An 18,065-nucleotide genomic window follows, 5' to 3' on the forward strand; every position below is an offset into this window, starting at 1 on the left:
TTTTTCCGTGCTACTATTAAAACATAAATAAAAAAAAGGTACCAGGTAAAAAACTTAAATTCTTCATCACATTTGTACTCCTACATATATTGTAGTTGACAAACTAAATCATCACCACTAAAATGATAATGATAATCAATGATAATGATTATCATTTAATTTAACTACTCAATTAAGTGGAGGTGCTTGATATGACATTAGGTAACGCTAAGCGTGGTCAGCATGTTAAGATTATACACATTCCAGATGAAAATATTCGCTCCCAGGCTATCCGCTTTGGTATCGGCGAGGGAGCAGTTGTATTTTGTGAGGAAGTATTACCCGCCGGCCCTATCGTACTGAGAAAAAACAGACAGGAAATTGCCATTGGCCGGGAATTGGCTAACAGAATTACCGTAACTTTGAACTAACATGCATTACATAATTCTATGCAAAGGTGGTGTTATTACTTGGCTCATTGTCATGACACAGGTATTAAAATAAATATGCCCGAAAACGCCCGAAGAATTGTTTTGGCCGGTAACCCCAACGCCGGTAAATCAGTAGTTTTTAACTATTTAACTGGGTTATATGTGGACGTTTCCAACTACCCTGGTACGACCCTGGAAATATCTTATGGACGCTTGAGCAATAATGTCATTATCGATACCCCGGGGATATACGGTATTTCCTCCTTTAATGACGAAGAACGCATCGCCAGGGACATCATTTTGTCCGCTGATATAGTAATTAATGTGGTCAACGCCGCGCACTTGGAAAGGGATTTATTTTTAACACGCCAGATAATCGATACCGGTGTATCGGTTTTGGTCGTCTTAAACATGATTGACGAAGCCCAAAAACAAGGCCTTAAAATTGATACCGATTTACTGACCGATTTGCTGGGAGTGCCGGTCATTCCCACTATAGCCACCAAAAAACAGGGGCTCGCCCAGCTAAAAACAGCCCATATATTGGCACAAAAAGGACATGTTGACGGGGAACTGCAACAAAAATTGACCCATCTGGCAGACAGGTTGGGCAGTCAGGGAGAGGCGTTGTTGGTATTGGAGGGCGATGAAGTAATAGCGTCCCGTCACGGTTTGGAACCGGGAGATGAACGGGAACAGATTTACCTAAAACGCCGGGAGCAAGTGAACAATATTGTAGGTCATGTAGTCAGTGAAAGCTCCCGCGGTGCAGGAATTGGTGTTACATTGGGGTGCTGGATGATTAAGCCAATTACCGGTATTCCCTTATTAATTATAACCATGTGGGCTATGTTCCAGTCTATTGGGGTGTTCATTGCAGGTACGGTAGTGGGAATAACCGAGGAAACAATTTTAATTGGCTTTTATGAACCGGCAGTGCGCAGTTTCATAGAACAATTTATTTCTTTAGACAGCAATCTGGGCTTCATTTTAACCGGCGAATTTGGCGTATTGACCATGACGGTAACCTACGTGCTGGGCTTATTGATGCCGCTGGTGGTGGGCTTTTACTTCTTTCTGGCCATGTTTGAAGACTCGGGCTACCTGCCCCGTATAGCCACACTGGTAGATCGGGTACTTACGGGTATCGGCCTTAACGGTCGGGCAGTGATACCGCTCATACTGGGTTTCGGTTGTGTCACCATGGCCAGCATTACTACCCGGTTGCTGGGTTCCGATCGAGAAAGAAGAATCACTATTTTCCTAATGGGACTGACCATTCCCTGCTCAGCTCAACTGGGCGTCATTGCCGGACTGCTGGCAGGATTTGGCCCCGGGTATATAGCGCTGTACGCACTGGTAATCCTTGCTGTATTAGTTATTACAGGTACGCTGCTGAACACTCTAGTGCCGGGCAAGTCCACCGAGTTGTTAATCGACCTCCCACCACTGCGGTTACCCAGGGTTGATAACGTATTACGCAAAACCGGTACTAAATCCTATCACTTCTTAAAGGAGGCCACCCCACTGTTTGCCCTGGGTGCTCTAATTATCAGCACCTTACAAATTACCGGTGGTTTAGCTGCGCTGCAAAAAATGCTGGCTCCGCTAACCGTAGGCTGGTTAAGGCTACCGCCGGAAACAGCCACTGCCTTTATTATGGGTATAGTGCGCCGCGACTTTGGGGCAGCCGGCCTTACTGATATGGCGCTGACACCTATGGCAACGGTTATAGTCTTAATCACCATTACCTTATTCGTACCTTGCATAGCATCAATATTGATCATTTTTAAAGAGCGGGGCTACCGGGAAGGTGCCATTATGTGGGCCGGTACATGGGTAGTTGCTTTTACCGTGGGTGGCCTGGTAGCACAGATGTCGGCTATCTTCGGCGGCAGCAGCAATACTCTGGGTATTCCCCTGGTGATCGCCGTCTTTATTGCCATAACCATATCCGTACTGCTAACCTGCCGGCTGCTCCAAAGATCAAAACCGGGGTCAGGCTTGTCATAACTACAACCAACTAACCTATATACGTCATAACTTGGTTAAGCCAGTCAGCAATGAAAAAATATCTTTACACAACCAAGGAGTTTTCAATATGCAAGAACAAATTCAACTAATAACCTGCAAACAGTGCAGCTATCGGTTTAATCCAGAGATTGCCTTGCGCTGCCCCCGTTGTAATAAGCCCGTGATTAAATCCGGTGGCTGTTTTGGCTCATGTACCAAATGCATAAACGCCGGGGTGTGTGAAAGTTATAAAGAAAAATAAATTTAACACAAGAGCACAATAAAATTCAGTGGGACACAAGAAGACTTCGAGTGTTTAAAAGCATTAAAGCTCTAATGTTGTCAAACGCCAAGACTACCTATTAATAATCAGCGAGCCCTACAACACGTACAGGCTCGCTGATCAATATTTATAGACCTATCTTCCCCCGAATATAGCTAGGCGTTCATTAATCGCATCTAATTTCGAGGAAAGCTCTGCCTGTTTGCCGCGTTCCTTTTCCACCACTTCGGCAGGTGCCTTATTAAGAAAACTTGGGTTATTAAGCTTACCCGCCACCCGGGACAGGTCTTTCTCCAAAACCTGCCTATCCTTGGTAAGCCGGGCCAGTTCTTTATCTACATCGATTAGTCCACGCAGGGGCACAAATATTTGTATGTCCCGGGCCACAGCAGTAGCTGCCTGCTCGGGTACTTCAATAAGCTCCTCCAGCACCTGGGCCTGGCAGTTGGCCAACCCCTCTATATAAGCCAGGTTATCCGCCAGCATCTCACGCAATCCGGACACAGCAGTGACAATTAACGCTTCAGCCTGTTTGCCCGGCGGCACGTTCATTTCACTGCGTATCTGCCTGATACCCCTGATTACCTCCATAATTATCTCCATTTGTTCTTCGGCCTCATCATCCACCTGCTCCTGCCGGTATTCCGGCCAGGGTGCACGCATCACAGTAGTACCCCGGTGTGGTAAACGCTGCCAGATCTCCTCGGTAATAAACGGCATGAACGGGTGCAGCAGTTCCAGCGCCCCCCGCAGCACTCCGACCAACACCTGCTGGGCTAGCTCCCGATCAGTAGCCCCGGTTTTACCGTAAAGACGCGGCTTAACCAGTTCAATATACCAGTCACACAGTTCACTCCAGATAAATTCATAAAGCACCCGAGCAGCCTCACCCAGTTCGTATTTTTCCAGAAATCCGGTGCATTCCTGCACTGTCCTCTGGAAACGGCTTACAATCCAACGGTCAGCCAGTGTGTATTGCTCATGCTCGGGTGACTTTTTCGGTGCATAATCCTGCAAATTCATCAGGGCAAACCGGGAGGCGTTCCAAATTTTATTGGCAAAGTTACGGGCTCCATCCAGGCGTTCAAAATGGAAGCGCAGATCGTTGCCGGGAGCATTTCCTGTTACCAGCATGAACCGCAGGCTATCCGCACCGTGGCTTTCTATAACCTCAATGGGGTCAACGCCATTGCCCAGCGATTTACTCATCTTGCGGCCCAGAGCATCCATAACCAGGCCATGGATAAATACCTCCCGGAAAGGCACATCATCCATGTGTTCCAGAGCGCTAAAAATCATCCGGGCCACCCAGAAAAATATAATGTCTCGGCCTGTAACCAAAACCGAGGTGGGATAGTAATAAGCCAGGTCCACCGTCTTATGAGGCCAGCCCAGGGTAGAGAATGGCCACAGTGCCGAGCTGAACCAGGTATCCAACACATCGGGATCCTGCTCCAGATTGGTCGAACCGCAGCGACATTGGTCCGGGCGGGTCTTGCTGACAATTACTTCCTCACATTCCCGGCAGTAATATACCGGTATCCGGTGACCCCACCAGAGCTGGCGGCTAATGCACCAATCCCGGATATTCTCCATCCAATTTAAGTATACCTTGGTAAACCGCTCGGGGATAAATTGTACCCGGCCATCCCTGGCCGCAGCTATAGCAGGCTCGGCCAGCGGCTTCATACGCACAAACCACTGTTTGGAAAGCATCGGCTCAATTACCGACGAACAGCGGTAGCAGTGCCCCACGGCGTGGGATAAATCCTCGATTTTAACCAGCAAACCCTTTGCCTGCAAATCCTTCACAATGCGCTTCCGGCATTCCCAGCGATCTTGGCCTTGATAGCGAGCACCGGCCTCTTTGGTCATTCTGGCTTCCCGGTCAATTACCTGCACTGAGGGCAAATCGTGCCGCCGACCTACTTCGAAGTCGTTGGGGTCGTGAGCCGGGGTAATCTTTACCGCACCAGTACCATACTCTGGCTCGACATACTCATCGGCAATGACAGGAATCTCCCGCTCCACCAGGGGCAAAATCAAGGTCTTACCAATGAGATGCTTATAGCGTTTATCCTCGGGATGCACCGCCACCGCCGTATCGCCCAGCATGGTTTCAGGCCGAGTAGTAGCCACGGTAATGAATTCCTCCGGGCTGCCCAGGATCGGGTATTTAATATAATAAAGCTGGCCCGGCTTGTCCAGGTGTTCAACCTCAATATCGCTAATGGTAGTCTGGCAGTGGGGGCACCAGTTGGTAATATAATAACCTCGGTAAATCAAGCCCCGTTCATAAAGACGGACAAATACCTCCCGCACAGCCTCGGAACAGCCCTCGTCCATGGTAAACCGTTCTCTGTCCCAGTCACAAGAAGAACCCAACCGGCGCAGCTGGTGAGTGATACGATCACCATACTGTTCTTTCCATTCCCAGACCCGCTCTAAAAATTTTTCCCGGCCAAGTTCATACTTATTGGTTCCTTCTTTGCTTAGCTGCTCTTCCACCTTGGCCTGGGTAGCAATACCGGCATGGTCGGTGCCAGGCAGCCACAGGGCGTTGTAACCCTGCATACGGCGCCAGCGGGTTAGGATGTCCTGCAGAGTATTATCCAGGGCATGTCCCATATGTAATTGTCCGGTTACATTAGGGGGTGGCATAACAATGCAAAAAGGTTCTTTTTCAGGGTCGACAATAGAGCGAAAATACTTATTTTGCTCCCAGTATTTGTACCACTTATCCTCCACAACATGAGGGTCATAAATAGTGGGCATGTTATACTTATTGGTCATATTAGAAAACCTCCGTTAGCAATTAATAACCCTATAAAAAATAAAACCTTTTTCGTTTAAGGGCGAAAAAGGTTCCGCGGTACCACCTTAGTTCCGGCAGGGATAACAGCACCTATCCCACACACGGCTCTTCATCAGCTATAACGGGCTGAACCCGGCAAGGTTCTAACAAGCTTATTCCTAGTAAATAAACTACTAGAATAACCGTTCAAACCGGCGGCTCCGGGGCGACAACGACCGCTGCCGTCGGGATACCTCACAGCCTCGGATATTCCCTCTCTGAGATCGCCACTTACGGCCAAACTCCCCTTCTTTGCCTTATTATTAACTCCTATTATCTTAATTATTTTCTTTGATCTTGTCAACCAGTGCGATACTAAACAGGAAAACGTTTCCTCTGCCTGCTGTTTATTGACGAGCTACGACTTGCCGCAGATATGTTTACTCCGGCAACACCTCCGGCAGCAGACAATAATAACAAGGCCAGACCATAACCAAACCAAACCGGCAAAGTAGACAGCCCATTACTCCAAACAATTAAAAGCAACAGCACAGCCAGGAAATAAATAAAACCCACCGTCACACCGTGCAGCCAACCCAGATACCCTGCCGTTTTACCGCTAACCGCCCCACCCAGCAATGCACCAATTCCTATACCCGCTTTGAGTAGAACGCTAAAATGATAAACCTCGCCGGCTGTCATAAAAACCCAGAGCATCAACGCCGTGCAGATAAACACCGTACTCATTAGAGCCCAAACCAACCCCGACCAAACTGCACCTGGATTTAGTAAACCGGCCTGTCCATTTCTACGGGACCAGCTAACCAACGTTATACCTTTAAACATACAATCTACCCCCGAAAAAAAATTTACTATATCCTATGCGCTAAAGGTATTTATATGCTTGTTAACAGTTAATGATTTTAAGTTCTTAAATATCTATTAGCACATAGCTATAAATAAATTGAATACTTGTGTTTTAGGGGTGAGTCAATATGTTTAATCTAAAATATGTTTTAGTGCTGTTGCTAATATCAGGCATCATAATAAGTGGCGGTATTTTTTTCGTACTTAGTAACCAGGATGTAGAAAAAAATGTGGTTTTCATAAAAGTATGGGAAAAAGAAAAAAATATCTTGCACCTTCCGCTGTATGTAGCCATGCAAGAAGGTTATTTCGCCGAACAGGGAATCAAAGTACAACTGCTCAACGGTTCCGACTTGGCGGCCAAAGATCTATATGCAGGTGATCTAGCCGATATCTTACTGACTGACCCAGTGGATTGCATATACCATCAATCGGTAAATCAATCAGCACCGTTGATTGTGGCATCGCTAGCCCATCGAGACGGCACCTTTATATTAGCTAGAGAAAAGGAAACTATATCCTGGGAGGGTTTGAGGAACAAAAACATTATCTGCTATCCTCCTGAAACAGGACCGGGGCTGGTTATGGAAAAAATTATTAGAAACAATGGAATGGTACCCATGCGCGACCTGTGCCTGTATAACCGTATCCCTGATGAATTACGTTTAGGAGTTTTTAAATCAGGCAGCGGCTCATATATCCAACTCTCTGGTACTCAAGCCTTGATAGCCGAGGAAAACGGTGCCGGTCATATTATTGCCAGCCTGGGTGAGTCTGCTAACAGCTTCCCTTCTGTGCTATGCACAGTTAAACCGGAGGTAATCAGTACCCGTACCGATTCTGTACAAGGGTTTGTCAATGGTATCTATAAAGCACAATTATGGATGCAGCACGAGCCCCAAATTACAGCCAGAGCAATCAAGACTCACTTAGGTGATCTGGATCAAAAAATATTGAATCAAATCCTCCAAAAATATTTGACCATGAAAATGTGGACACCAGACCCTCAGATTGATGAACAAACTTTTAACGACATTAAACAACTAATGTTAACTACAGGTCAATTAGATGTGCCCGTAACCTATACCTATGAAACTGCTGTCAATAACAGTTATGCTTGCCAGGCGGTTAAAACTATCCAGTACACGCCAAAAGATGAACAGGGAAAAAGCTGGTTCAGGGAAATTTTTGATTAACACCTGGTGTTATATCGCGTTCGATTGGCAATAATACTAATATTTATTCACCAAATCACTATTCATAAAGGAGCAGTGAATTGTCATGAATGTTTCGAGAGCTCAGCAAATATTTAATTCCAAACAAAGCCATCAGGTGCTATTTAACGGTTCCCCGATATGGATCGAAAGTATAAGCACCGATAACCGAACAGCCAGGGTAAGGCCGCTGGATGGCGACGGGCAGATCCAAGAAGTACCTGTTACTGAACTGGTTGAAAGCTAAATTAATAATATGATATAAAAGTAACCTCCTGGCCTATAGTTTTAACTAAACCACACAGGGGGTTTCTTATTGTTTTCATTTTGGATTGTTCTCATTTTGGAAAAACTGCAACCACCGACACTCCTTACATTATGTATTTTTTTTATTAGGATAGCCTATAATATCTATTAATCAATTTGGAGGTGATTATATGGCATTAGTACCCTACAATCCATTCAACAGCATGGATATCATGCGCCGTGAAATGGAGCGGTTTTTTGAACCTATTTATGGGGACATGAGGCATCATCTGGACATTGGACCTCGGGTTGATGTTTATGAAAACGAGAACGAAGTGGTAGCCCTTTGTGAGATCCCGGGTGTTGAGAAAAAAGAGGATATTCATATTGACATAGACGGTAATACACTGTCCATCTCGGGTGTGATAAACCGGACCAATGAAGTCAAGGATGAAAATCGCTACCACCGCACTGAAAGGTTTTATGGCCGGTTCCAGCGCAGCGTTTCTTTACCCGCCAGCGTACGCCCCGAGGGAGCCAGGGCTAGTTATCGTAACGGCGTTCTAGAAGTGCATATGACTAAGGATACCCACGGGCGTAACAGATCAATAGATGTGGAGTTCCATTAATAGCAAGCCATTTGACAAAATCAGGACAATGCATTCTTATAAAACCACTCAATAAAAAAAGTGAGAGGCTTTTTAAAAAAAGCCTCTCATCTACAGCAAGACAAACAAAGCTACTCACTATTGACTTTCCAACTTTTCACTTTAAACATCCGGCACCAATAGGTTGTTTTGCTCTGTCCAATTTTCGATAACAGCCCATATGTCATCTTTACCCTGACCGGAGACAGCAGAAAATAATATCAGGGGATCCCCATCCACCAGCTGCAGGGTTTGGCGTACCACGGCCAAGTTTTGCTTAGCCCGACCCCGGCTCAGTTTATCAGCCTTGGTAGCCACCACTGCAGTAGGAATATGGTAGGTCTTAAGCCAGTTATACATCTGCTGGTCATCTGTTGTGGGTTTGTGCCGTACATCTACCAGCAATAATAATCCCCGCAACTGTTTACGACCGGCTAGGTAGCTATTTACCATCTTGCCCCACTGGGCTTTAACCCGTACCGGAACTTTAGCAAAGCCATAGCCCGGCAGGTCTACCAAATGAAGTATATCGTTAATAATAAAAAAATTGATAAGCTGGGTCCTTCCAGGTGTATTGCTGGTGCGGGCCAGCCGTTTTCGGTTAACCAGGGTATTAAGCAGGCTGGATTTACCCACATTAGAGCGTCCTGCTAAAGCCACCTCAGGGTGGCTCCCAGCAGGACATTTATCCAGTCCCGTCGCACTAGTCACAAATTCAGCTGAAATTATTTTCATTAGGTAGCTCGGTTCCTCCATCAGTCTCTATAACGTTTCCGTACTGAACCTGGGGTGGTGGCTCAATCTGTTCCGTTTTTGGCGAAAATTCAATATCCCGCAGGGCAATGCTAAGCACTTCGTCCATGTGCTCTACCGGGATTAGTTCGAGCTGCTTCCTAATATTATTGGGTATTTCCTCAATATCCTTACGATTATCCACCGGCAGCAGCACTGTTTTTATACCCGCCCGGTGCGCAGCCAGCACTTTTTCCTTAAGCCCGCCAATAGGCAACACCCGTCCCCGCAATGTGATTTCTCCTGTCATGGCTAAATCATGGCGTACCGGGCGACCGGTTAACGCCGAGGCCAGGGCAACCGCCATAGTTATACCGGCAGAGGGGCCGTCCTTGGGTATGGCTCCTTCAGGAACATGCACGTGAATATCATATTTTTCAAACATCTCATCTTTAATGCCTAACTCCAATGCTCGGCTGCGCACGAAGCTGTAGCTGGCTTGAGCAGACTCTTTCATGACATCGCCAAGTTTACCCGTCAGGGTTAATTTACCGCGTCCTTTATAGGTAGTTATTTCAATAGCTAGCGTATCACCGCCCACCTCAGTCCAGGCCAGCCCGGTGGCAACGCCCACCTGGTCTTCAAGCTCCGCAATGCCATAACGATACTTAGGTCTGCCTAAGAATTGCTCCAGATTTTGCACCGTTATCTTTACCTTCTCAGCCTTCCCGGACACAATTTGCTTGGCTGCTTTTCGGCACAGAGATGCTATATTACGTTCCAAACTGCGTACGCCGCTTTCCCGGGTATATTCCCGAATTACCCGTCTAATGGTATTTTCGGAAATCTGCAGCATATCATCATTTAAACCGTGTTCCTTAATCTGCTTTTGCAACAGATGGCGCATAGCAATTTGCACTTTTTCTTCCTCAGTATACCCGGATATATTAATTATTTCCATCCGATCTAGCAAAGGTCTGGGAATGTTGTGCTGGATATTAGCGGTAGTAATGAACATAACGTTACTTAAGTCATAGGGAGTTTCAATGTAGTGATCGCTGAAGCAATTGTTTTGTTCAGGGTCCAGTACTTCCAACAGCGCTGAAGAAGGGTCGCCTCGAAAATCCATGCTCATTTTATCAATTTCATCAAGTAGAAAGACGGGGTTTTTGGTTCCGGCAGTCTTCATGCCCTGGATAATACGTCCCGGCATAGCGCCAACATAAGTACGGCGATGTCCTCGAATTTCAGCTTCATCACGCATGCCGCCCAGAGAAATACGTACAAATTTGCGATCTAAAGCACGGGCAATAGAGCGGCCCAATGATGTTTTACCAACGCCAGGAGGACCCACAAAGCAGATGATCGGCCCCTTCATTTTCTTGGACAGCTTACGAATGGCCAGGTATTCTAAAATACGCTCTTTAACTATATCCAAACCATAATGATCTTCATTCAGAACCGTCTCGGCCAGATTGATATCCAGCCTATCTTTGGTGCTTTTAGACCATGGCAAAGCTAACAACCAATCCAGGTAATTACGCACAACCGTAGCCTCAGCGGCCATGGGAGGCATTTTCTCCAGCCTCTCTACTTCTTTAATTGCCTTTTCTTCAACTTCCTTGGGCAGCTTGGACTTGGCGATTTTTTCCCTTAACTCCTCGCCCTCAGCCACACGGTCATCCTTTTCACCCAATTCTCGCTGGATAGCCTTAATTTGCTCCCGCAGGTAATACTCCTTTTGGGTTTTTTCCATCTGCTTGCGCACCCGGACATTGATCTTACGCTCCATTTCAACAATTTCCAGCTCCCGGGCTAGAATAGCGCACAGCTTATCCAAACGTTCTACAATATCAATAGCTTCTAAAATAGATTGTTTATCCTCAATCCTCAATGTCAGGTGCGAGGCCACTATATCAGCTAGTCGCCCCGGATCATCAATATTAACAACCGTAACTACAGTTTCCGGCGGTATCTTTTTACTCAGTTTTACATACTGCTCAAACTGAGTTACCAGGTTACGCATTAACGCTTCTACCTGGGGACTTTTGTCAGGCTCTTCAATATACTGGTCTACCTCAACGCTGAAAAACGGCTCATTGCTAATATATTTATTAATCTTAGCCCTAGCTATACCCTCGACAAGAACCCTGATCGTGCCGCCGGGCAGTTTCAATAACTGTTTCACCTCGGCAACCGTACCAACGGTGTAGATATCTTTTTCTACGGGATCGTCCGTCTGGGCCTCTTTTTGGGTTGCCAGGAAAATGGCCTTTTCCTTGACCATAGCTTCTTCTATGGCTTGAACTGATTTTTCCCTACCTACATCTAAATGAATAACCATATATGGAAAAACCAGTATTCCCCTTAAAGGTAATAGAGGTAACACTCGTGTTTCAACAGGACTCATGGAGCACCTCCTTCGATGTTGATCCCTATTAGTTCAAATTAACATATTCATGGGCAAGATTCATTGTTAATTGTAACATAACAAAATGGACATCGCCATAGCAATAAGTCCCATGCATACAGGAAACTGCATATGGTGGTGGAATCCACATTATAGCACCAAAAACTGCTATTTACAATCTTTTTATACCTTAATATTTCTTGGCATCAATAACAAAAGCTTCAAATGCTCTATGCATCGTATGTTAATATTCACCCGTTACAGTAGCACCGGCAGCGGGTACAAAATTACTGCTGCCAAGAGATTCCCTCGACTGACTGTTAATTACCGCAAACTTATCCTGGCTGCGCTGATGTAGAGAACCTTTGATTACTTCTTCAAGTGTTTCAACCGGCAGTACTTCCAAACCCTTTATATTACTGAACATTTCCTGATAGTTATCAGTCGGAATATATACCTTTTTCGCACCTGCGTGCCGGGCGGCCTCTACTTTGGCTACAACGCCACCAACAGGCATAACAAAACCCCTAATCGAAACCTCACCTGTCATGGCCACAGTATTATCTACCGGCACACCGGTAATGGCAGAATACACCGCAGTCGCAACCGCTACACCTGCCGATGGCCCATCTACCGGAGCCCCGCCAGGAAAATTCACATGTAAATCATAATTCCGCGGATCCACATTCATCGTCCGACGAAGTACAGTAAGTACATTTTCTATTGAGCCCCGGGCCATGCTTTTGCGTCTAATTGTTCTGTCCCGGTTGCCCAGCTCCTCTTCATCCACTATACCAGTTACGATCACTTTACCCTGCCCAGGAGTTGCAGGTATCGCTCCAACTTCAATTTCAAGCAGCATACCCAAATTGGGACCATATACTGCTAAACCGTTAACCAAACCCACCTGTGGCTTAGCGGGCACTTTTTTCTCCGGGCGCGGGGCATACTGACCGCTATTCACCACCCATTCAATATCAGCGGTTTTTATTTCGGTGCTACCCTCAGTGATGGCAAGACCTGTAGCCAACTGTACAATGTTAACCGCCTCTCTTCCACTGGTAGCGTATTTTTTAATAATTTCCAAACCCTGTGTTTCGATGTTAAAACCAATTTTTTGCACAGCATTAGCGGCTACTATACCAATTTCTTCAGGCATCAATGGCCGGAAGAAAATTTCCAAACACCGTGAACGAATAGCCGGGGGGATACTGTCCGGTGTGCGGGTAGTAGCACCAACCAATCGAAAATCAGCCGGTAAACCATTTTCAAATATATCATGAATATGCCCCGGAATATTAGTGTCTTCAGAACTATAATATGCACTTTCCAATAGGACTTTGCGATCCTCCATAACTTTGAGCAGTTTATTTATTTGAATAGGATGCAGTTCTCCTATTTCGTCAATAAACAGCACACCACCGTGTGCCTTAGTCACTGCTCCTGGCTTAGGCTGCGGGATACCTGCCATACCCATAGGACCGGCGCCCTGGTAAATGGGATCATGCACCGAACCAATCAGTGGATCAGCTATACCACGTTCATCAAACCGTGCTGTGGTAGCATCAATTTCAATAAACCGGGCGTCATTCTTAAATGGGGAAGCGTTGTTTTTCTTTGCCTCCTCGAGTACTAACCTGGCCGCAGCAGTTTTGCCTACACCTGGTGGCCCATAGATAATTACATGCTGGGGGTTAGGTCCGCATAAGGCTGCTTTTAAGGATTTTAAACCTTCCGACTGACCGATAATTTCAGCAAAACAAGCTGGCCGAGTTTTTTCTGCTAACGGTTCAGAAAGTGATATTTGACGCAAGTTCTGGAGTTTCTCCAATGCTTTGCGGGATTCCATTTCCACAACTGTTTTATTACCTTGTTGCGTTTTAAGTAAATTCCAAAAATATAACCCAATAATTACAGCGAAAAAAACTTGAATAAATGTAATAAAACTAGCTATGCCATCAGAAAATCCCATGTTTATACCTCCTGGATTAAACTATTATATATTACGACCTATTACAGCTATTACTAACAATATTTATATTATTGCTAACTTTTTCATATTTTATCCGGGTAAGTTTCGCGGTCATTATTCCATGCTGGAAACAAGAAAAACGAGCCCCTTTGGTTCCCTTTGCGCGCTTTTCAGTAGCAAGTATAATTCCATAAAGTATAAAAAAACCACCCTAAGTGGGTGGCTTTTATTTAGGCAGATTCTTCTTTTTTCTTTTGACGTTCCATAGATATAACAATGGGTTTTTCTTTATTAAGTATGGTATCCTTAGTGACTACACACTTAGTGATATCTTGCTGGGATGGAATATCATACATGATATCCAACATAATATCCTCAAGTATAGAACGCAACCCCCGTGCACCGGTATTCCGCCGTAACGCTTCCTGGGCAATGGCTTTCAGGGCATCATTCTGGAACTCCAGACCAACACCGTCCAGATCTAAAAGCTTTTCGTATTGTTTGACCAGCGCGTTTCTTGGTTCGGTAAGAATACGCACCAGCGCATCCTCGTCCAGCGCGTCTAAAGTAACTATGATGGGTAAACGCCCCACGAACTCAGGGATCAATCCGTACCGTAACAAGTCTTCTGGTAGTATATGAGAAAGTATCTCCCCGATACGCATTTCTTGCTTTGGCTTAATTTCAGCACCAAATCCCATTATCTTTTTACCAGTACGATTCTGGATAATCTTTTCGATACCGTCAAACGCTCCGCCACAGATAAACAATATATTTGTGGTATCCAGCTGAATAAACTCCTGGTGCGGATGTTTACGGCCACCTTGCGGGGGTACGCTGGCTACAGTACCCTCCAGTATTTTAAGCAATGCCTGCTGGACACCTTCCCCGGATACATCCCGGGTAATGGACGGATTTTCAGACTTACGGGCGATTTTATCAATTTCATCAATGTATACTATCCCGCGTTCAGCTTTTTCTACATCGTAATCAGCCGCCTGAATTAACTTAAGCAAAATATTTTCCACGTCCTCGCCCACATAACCGGCCTCAGTGAGCGATGTGGCATCGGCAATAGCAAAAGGTACGTTTAGTAATCTGGCCAGCGTCTGGGCTAACAGGGTTTTACCGCTACCGGTAGGGCCCAACATAACAATGTTGCTCTTTTGCAATTCCACGTCATCTATTTTACCGCCCAGGTTTATTCTTTTGTAATGATTATATACAGCCACAGCCAAGGATTTTTTAGCGCCTTCTTGCCCAATGACATACTGGTCCAAGATTTCTTTTATTTCCTTTGGCTTGGGAATATCACCCAGTTCCAGACCGATATCTTCACTTAATTCCTCTTCGATAATTTCATTACACAGTTCAATGCATTCATCACAAATGTAAACACCCGGCCCGGCCACGAGTTTTTTTACCTGATCCTGGAGCTTTCCGCAAAAGGAGCATTTCAGCTGACCTTTTTCATTAAACATATTTCCACCTCTTTTAGCTTTGCTTGGCCCTCACAAACACCTTGTCGATGAGGCCGTACTCTTTTGCCTCTTCAGCCGACATAAAATAATCACGTTCTGTATCCCGGGCGACCTTATCCTTAGGCTGGCCGGTATGTTGTGCCAGCAAACCATTTAAGGTATCTTTCATATGCAATATTTCTTTGGCATGAATGTCAATATCTGTTGCCTGCCCCTGTATGCCACCCAATGGTTGGTGGATCATAATACGGGCATAGGGTAGTGCAAAGCGTTTACCAGGTGCCCCTGCCGCCAGTAAAAATGAGCCCATACTGGCTGCCTGGCCAAGGCAAATTGTGGACACATCGGGCTTAACATATTGCATTGTATCATAAATAGCCATGCCGGCAGTTACCACCCCGCCAGGCGAGTTGATATAAAGATTAATATCTTTTTCAGGATCCTCGGCTTCCAAAAACAACAACTGAGCTATAACCAGGCTGGAAACTGCATCATCGATGGGACCGCCAATAAAAACAATCCGATCTTTTAAAAGCCTTGAATAAATATCATAGGATCTTTCGCCCCGGTTAGTTTGCTCTACTACAATAGGAACAAGAAAAGACAATACGGATCCCTCCTTTATTATTATACGATATTGTTTACGAACATACCACAAAAAATAACCCTTTGGCAAACTCCTTATTCTTCGACCGGCTGATTTGTGTTCTCAAGCAACACAGCCTGCTCGGCAATTAAATCGATCGCTTTTTTTTGTTGCATGCCTTCACGGATGAGTTTAATTTGATTCCTGCCTTCAAGTATTTTACGCAAAAGCTTTGCATCCTGTTGGTAATTATTAGCCATTGATTCGATTTCCTTGTCCAGTTCTTCTTCGGTTATTTCAATATTTTCAGCCTTAACAATAGCCTCGAGAACCAGAGACGTTTTGACACCCTTTCGAGCATCATCGCGAAAACTCTCTTTCAAATCATCAATATTGGACCCAGTGTATTGCATGTAATTCTCTATTGTCAACCCCTGGGACATAATACGATTTTCCATATTCTGTATCATTTCATCAACCCGGGCATCAACCATTTCTTCCGGGATATCAACCGTAGCGTTATCCACGGCTTTTTGCAGTGTTTCACTCATAATCTGTTGTTTGGCCATATTTTCAGCAGCCTCGTTCAACTTATTGAACAAATCTGCCTTTAATTCCTCTAAAGTATCAAACTCACTTACATCCTTGGCAAACTCATCATCCAAAGGGGCGATTTCTTTACGCTTGATACCTTTTATAGTAACGGTAAAGACTGCTTCCTGACCTTTAAGCTCTTCATTGTGATAGTTCTCCGGAAAAGTAACAGTAATATCCCTGGTTTCACCGACCGCAGCACCAATCAGCTGTTCCTCAAACCCAGGCACAAAAGAGCCTGACCCAATTTCCAGGGAATAATCGGTTCCCTGCCCGCCTTCAAATTCAACCCCGTCCTTACGTCCAACATAGTCAATCAGAATGCTATCGCCATTTGCGACAGTACCTTCTTCCAGGTTAATTAATTGAGCATGTCTATCCTGCAATCTAGCAAGTTCTTTATCCACATCCTGGTCGGTAACTTCTACCTTGGGCTTAATTGCTTCAAGACCTTTGTACTGACCCAGTGTAACCTCTGGTTTGACACGTACGGTTGCTTTAAATTTGACTTCTTTTCCTTCCTCAACCTGCTCAACGTCAAATTTAGGTTGGGCAACCGGCTCTATACCGGTTTCATCAACAGCCTGCATATATGCATCGGGAATAACATATTCCACTGCTTCGTTATATAGTGCGGCTTTACCGACGAAATTTTCGAAAACCACTCGCGGTGTCTTTCCCTTGCGAAATCCAGGTACGTGAACATCTTTAACCAGCCTGCGATATGCTTGTTCAAGTGCATCGGCTAACTGTTCCGCATCAACTTCTACATCAAGTACCACTGTATTGTTCTCCAGCTTTTCTGCGGTCGCTTTCATTAAGGCTCCCCCTTTTAAGTTGTCATATGTAATGTTTTCCATAGCACAGTATTATTTTATCCAAATCCAGCATAATTACAAATACTATTTCTACTAAAATGCTAACATTTCCTCCGACCGGCAATGATTTCCACTTTGCCTTGCATATTGTAGTGAGAAAAAATAAATTGCCGGTATTCCTTGCCGGCATTACTTAAGGTTATATTTTAGCATGGTTTTTATAAAATAACAAGAAAGCATTGTATTTGACCCTATTTTTTAATATATCACAAAACAGCAACATAATTACACTGTGATACCAGCTATTACTTTTCACACTCACCATTGACACAAAAAAAGCCGAGCCCCAGCTTCAAGTAAAGTCCGGGACTCGGCTTAAAGAATTAAGCTTGGTAGTTACGGTTCAACCTTTTCGGAACGCTGCAAATATTGGTGGAAAAAGTATTCCCCCACCGCAACAAGCACAGCAAATAAAGCCAAAGCAGTAAAACTGGTTTGGAAAGCAGTAGGTACCAGATAATCAATAATGTACGCTGTCAAAGCAGCCATCACGCCATCAGCAACTGATGCGATAATGTTACCAAACTTAGGTAAAACAAGCAGGTCTCCAACCAGATAATTCAGTGCTGTAGCTACCAAGGCCACCCCAAAAACCCAATTCCATGCATTATTGTCTACAAGAAAAGTTAGGGTGATAAGAGCAAATGCAAAAGTCATAATAAATTTAAATAAAAGTGCGGTTGCAGTTTTACTCATGCTATTATTTCACCTCCATTCTAATACCCATCAAATATTTTCTCCACATTTTAATATGTTTATACATAAAGCAAACCCCCCCGGCACAAAACCAGGGGGTTCATTAAAATTAATTCCGGCAACTACCTACTCTCCCAGGGACAAGCCCAAGTACCATCGGCCTCGAAGAGCTTAACTTCCGTGTTCGGGATGGGAACGGGTGTATCCTCTCCAGTATGGTCACCGGAAAACTATATATACTA

The 18,065-nt window shown here is 45.0% G+C and carries 15 protein-coding genes and 1 rRNA gene; 6 read left to right on the forward strand and 10 right to left on the reverse strand.

Features of this window, described 5'->3' with window-relative positions; all coding sequences use genetic code 11:
- Positions 1-191 precede the first annotated feature (191 nt).
- The 3 genes from SPSYN_RS08795 to SPSYN_RS08805 all read left to right on the forward strand — a co-directional run bounded on the left by SPSYN_RS08795 (position 192) and on the right by SPSYN_RS08805 (position 2,685).
- A complete protein-coding gene (locus SPSYN_RS08795) occupies positions 192-410 on the forward strand; it encodes a FeoA family protein (protein ID WP_161822075.1) in 219 nt (72 codons plus the stop codon).
- 39 nt (positions 411-449) lie between these two features.
- Positions 450-2,423 (forward strand): ferrous iron transport protein B, encoded by a 1,974-nt coding sequence (gene feoB, locus SPSYN_RS08800; RefSeq protein ID WP_161822076.1) that lies wholly within the window; start codon positions 450-452, stop codon positions 2,421-2,423.
- 88 nt (positions 2,424-2,511) lie between these two features.
- Entirely contained in the window at positions 2,512-2,685 is a 174-nt protein-coding gene (locus SPSYN_RS08805; protein WP_161822077.1) for a hypothetical protein, read from the forward strand.
- A gap of 156 nt (positions 2,686-2,841) precedes the next feature.
- Here the strand turns inward: SPSYN_RS08805 and SPSYN_RS08810 are convergent, their stop codons facing one another.
- Positions 2,842-5,499, reverse strand: coding sequence for a valine--tRNA ligase (locus SPSYN_RS08810; RefSeq protein ID WP_161822078.1), 2,658 nt, complete (start codon positions 5,497-5,499; stop codon positions 2,842-2,844).
- A gap of 376 nt (positions 5,500-5,875) precedes the next feature.
- Positions 5,876-6,346 (reverse strand): TIGR04086 family membrane protein, encoded by a 471-nt coding sequence (locus SPSYN_RS08815; RefSeq protein WP_161822079.1) that lies wholly within the window; start codon positions 6,344-6,346, stop codon positions 5,876-5,878.
- A 149-nt stretch (positions 6,347-6,495) separates the two neighbouring features.
- On the opposite strand from SPSYN_RS08815, the gene SPSYN_RS08820 reads away from it, so the two are divergent.
- The 3 genes from SPSYN_RS08820 to SPSYN_RS08830 all read left to right on the forward strand — a co-directional run bounded on the left by SPSYN_RS08820 (position 6,496) and on the right by SPSYN_RS08830 (position 8,456).
- Positions 6,496-7,563 carry an ABC transporter substrate-binding protein gene (locus SPSYN_RS08820; protein WP_161822080.1) on the forward strand — a complete coding sequence of 356 codons (1,068 nt, stop codon included), beginning with the start codon at positions 6,496-6,498 and terminating at the stop codon, positions 7,561-7,563.
- A gap of 85 nt (positions 7,564-7,648) precedes the next feature.
- On the forward strand, positions 7,649-7,828 hold the full coding sequence (locus tag SPSYN_RS08825; protein WP_161822081.1) for an H-type small acid-soluble spore protein: 180 nt from the start codon (positions 7,649-7,651) through the stop codon (positions 7,826-7,828).
- Positions 7,829-8,018: 190 nt separating this feature from the next.
- The gene (locus SPSYN_RS08830; RefSeq protein ID WP_161822082.1) at positions 8,019-8,456 is read left to right on the forward strand and encodes an Hsp20/alpha crystallin family protein; all 438 of its coding nucleotides are present in this window, start codon (positions 8,019-8,021) and stop codon (positions 8,454-8,456) included.
- A 141-nt stretch (positions 8,457-8,597) separates the two neighbouring features.
- On the opposite strand, the gene yihA is transcribed toward SPSYN_RS08830, so the two are convergent.
- The 8 genes from yihA to rrf form a co-directional block, all read right to left on the reverse strand.
- Positions 8,598-9,209 (reverse strand): ribosome biogenesis GTP-binding protein YihA/YsxC, encoded by a 612-nt coding sequence (gene yihA / locus SPSYN_RS08835; RefSeq protein ID WP_161822083.1) that lies wholly within the window; start codon positions 9,207-9,209, stop codon positions 8,598-8,600.
- A complete protein-coding gene (lon, locus tag SPSYN_RS08840) occupies positions 9,190-11,616 on the reverse strand; it encodes an endopeptidase La (RefSeq protein ID WP_161822084.1) in 2,427 nt (808 codons plus the stop codon). The genes yihA and lon overlap by 20 nt, the downstream gene beginning before the upstream one ends.
- A gap of 244 nt (positions 11,617-11,860) precedes the next feature.
- On the reverse strand, positions 11,861-13,588 hold the full coding sequence (lonB, locus tag SPSYN_RS08845; protein ID WP_161822085.1) for an ATP-dependent protease LonB: 1,728 nt from the start codon (positions 13,586-13,588) through the stop codon (positions 11,861-11,863).
- Positions 13,589-13,818: 230 nt separating this feature from the next.
- Positions 13,819-15,069: an ATP-dependent Clp protease ATP-binding subunit ClpX gene (gene clpX, locus SPSYN_RS08850; protein ID WP_161822086.1), complete on the reverse strand. Its 1,251-nt coding sequence runs from the start codon at positions 15,067-15,069 to the stop codon at positions 13,819-13,821.
- A 13-nt stretch (positions 15,070-15,082) separates the two neighbouring features.
- Positions 15,083-15,676 carry an ATP-dependent Clp endopeptidase proteolytic subunit ClpP gene (clpP, locus tag SPSYN_RS08855; RefSeq protein WP_161822087.1) on the reverse strand — a complete coding sequence of 198 codons (594 nt, stop codon included), beginning with the start codon at positions 15,674-15,676 and terminating at the stop codon, positions 15,083-15,085.
- Positions 15,677-15,750: 74 nt separating this feature from the next.
- Complete coding sequence (gene tig / locus SPSYN_RS08860; protein WP_161822088.1) at positions 15,751-17,067, reverse strand: trigger factor; 1,317 nt, start codon at positions 17,065-17,067, stop codon at positions 15,751-15,753.
- A 396-nt stretch (positions 17,068-17,463) separates the two neighbouring features.
- Positions 17,464-17,823, reverse strand: a complete 360-nt coding sequence (locus SPSYN_RS08865) for a DUF2512 family protein (protein WP_161822089.1) — start codon at positions 17,821-17,823, stop codon at positions 17,464-17,466.
- A gap of 113 nt (positions 17,824-17,936) precedes the next feature.
- Positions 17,937-18,050 (reverse strand): 5S ribosomal RNA (rrf, locus tag SPSYN_RS08870).
- Between the last annotated feature and the right edge of the window lie 15 nt (positions 18,051-18,065).

This window comes from Sporotomaculum syntrophicum (assembly GCF_009932395.1).
GTDB classification, from domain to species: Bacteria; Bacillota; Desulfotomaculia; order Desulfotomaculales; family Desulfallaceae; genus Sporotomaculum; species Sporotomaculum syntrophicum.